The organism is Paenibacillus sp. P2(2022) (assembly GCF_029522175.1).
Lineage (GTDB): Bacteria > Bacillota > Bacilli > Paenibacillales > Paenibacillaceae > Paenibacillus > Paenibacillus polymyxa.
The window spans coordinates 1-1092 of sequence record NZ_JAKWFI010000027.1 but is presented as its reverse complement, the minus strand read 5'-3'; the positions used below and the strand labels follow the sequence as shown (position 1 = coordinate 1092).

2 tRNA genes and 3 rRNA genes are annotated in these 1092 nt (G+C 50.8%); all 5 read left to right on the top strand.

Annotated elements, in window-relative coordinates:
• Nucleotides 1–214 (top strand): 16S ribosomal RNA (locus MMB75_RS25975); the annotation flags it as partial.
• A gap of 117 nt (nucleotides 215–331) precedes the next feature.
• Nucleotides 332–448 (top strand): 5S ribosomal RNA (rrf, locus tag MMB75_RS25970).
• 38 nt (nucleotides 449–486) lie between these two features.
• Nucleotides 487–563, top strand: a tRNA-Ile gene (locus MMB75_RS25965).
• A 21-nt stretch (nucleotides 564–584) separates the two neighbouring features.
• Nucleotides 585–660 (top strand) — tRNA-Ala (locus MMB75_RS25960).
• Between the two features lie 140 nt (nucleotides 661–800).
• Nucleotides 801–1092 (top strand): 23S ribosomal RNA (locus tag MMB75_RS25955); the annotation flags it as partial.

Sequence of the window (1092 nt, the reverse complement as noted above, 5' to 3'; positions counted from 1 at the left end):
ATGAAGTCGGAATTGCTAGTAATCGCGGATCAGCATGCCGCGGTGAATACGTTCCCGGGTCTTGTACACACCGCCCGTCACACCACGAGAGTTTACAACACCCGAAGTCGGTGAGGTAACCGCAAGGGGCCAGCCGCCGAAGGTGGGGTAGATGATTGGGGTGAAGTCGTAACAAGGTAGCCGTATCGGAAGGTGCGGCTGGATCACCTCCTTTCTATGGAGAATCGTTTCCTGCAATGGAAACATTCAAATATGAAGCATAGCTTCAAAACTCAGGTTTAGGCCTGTTACTCACTCGTTGCTCAGTTTTGAGAGTTCAAACTCTCAAGCGTTTGGTGGCGATAGCGGAGGGGTTCCACACGTACCCATCCCGAACACGACCGTTAAGCCCTCCAGCGCCGATGGTACTTGGACCGCAGGGTCCTGGGAGAGTAGGACGCCGCCAAGCGCAACCACTAAAGAATAATTTTTTTGGTGGTTTATTATGGGCCCTTAGCTCAGCTGGTTAGAGCGCACCCCTGATAAGGGTGAGGTCGGTGGTTCGAGTCCACTAGGGCCCACCATATAACTTTATATTTCCTTTTGGGGCCATAGCTCAGCTGGGAGAGCGCCTGCCTTGCAAGCAGGAGGTCAGCGGTTCGATCCCGCTTGGCTCCACCAAAAGATTTATCATTGCACCTTGAAAACTGGATACCGAAACGAAATTGCGTTTTAGAATATTCCTTTAAGCTGATCTTGTGTAAACAAGTGAAATAAAGGTAGCATATATCGACATTTTCTTTCTGTGAAAGAAAAGTCTAGGTTAAGCTACAAAGAGCACACGGAGGATGCCTAGGCGCCAGGAGCCGACGAAGGACGTGGCGAACAACGATAAAGCCTCGGGGAGCTGTAAGCAAGCTTTGATCCGGGGATGTCCGAATGGGGAAACCCGGCTGTCTTCATCGACAGTCACTACTCACTGAATTCATAGGTGAGTGAGAGGCAGACCAGGGGAACTGAAACATCTAAGTACCCTGAGGAAGAGAAAACAATAGTGATTCCGTCAGTAGCGGCGAGCGAACGCGGATTAGCCCAAACCAAGGAGCTTGCTCC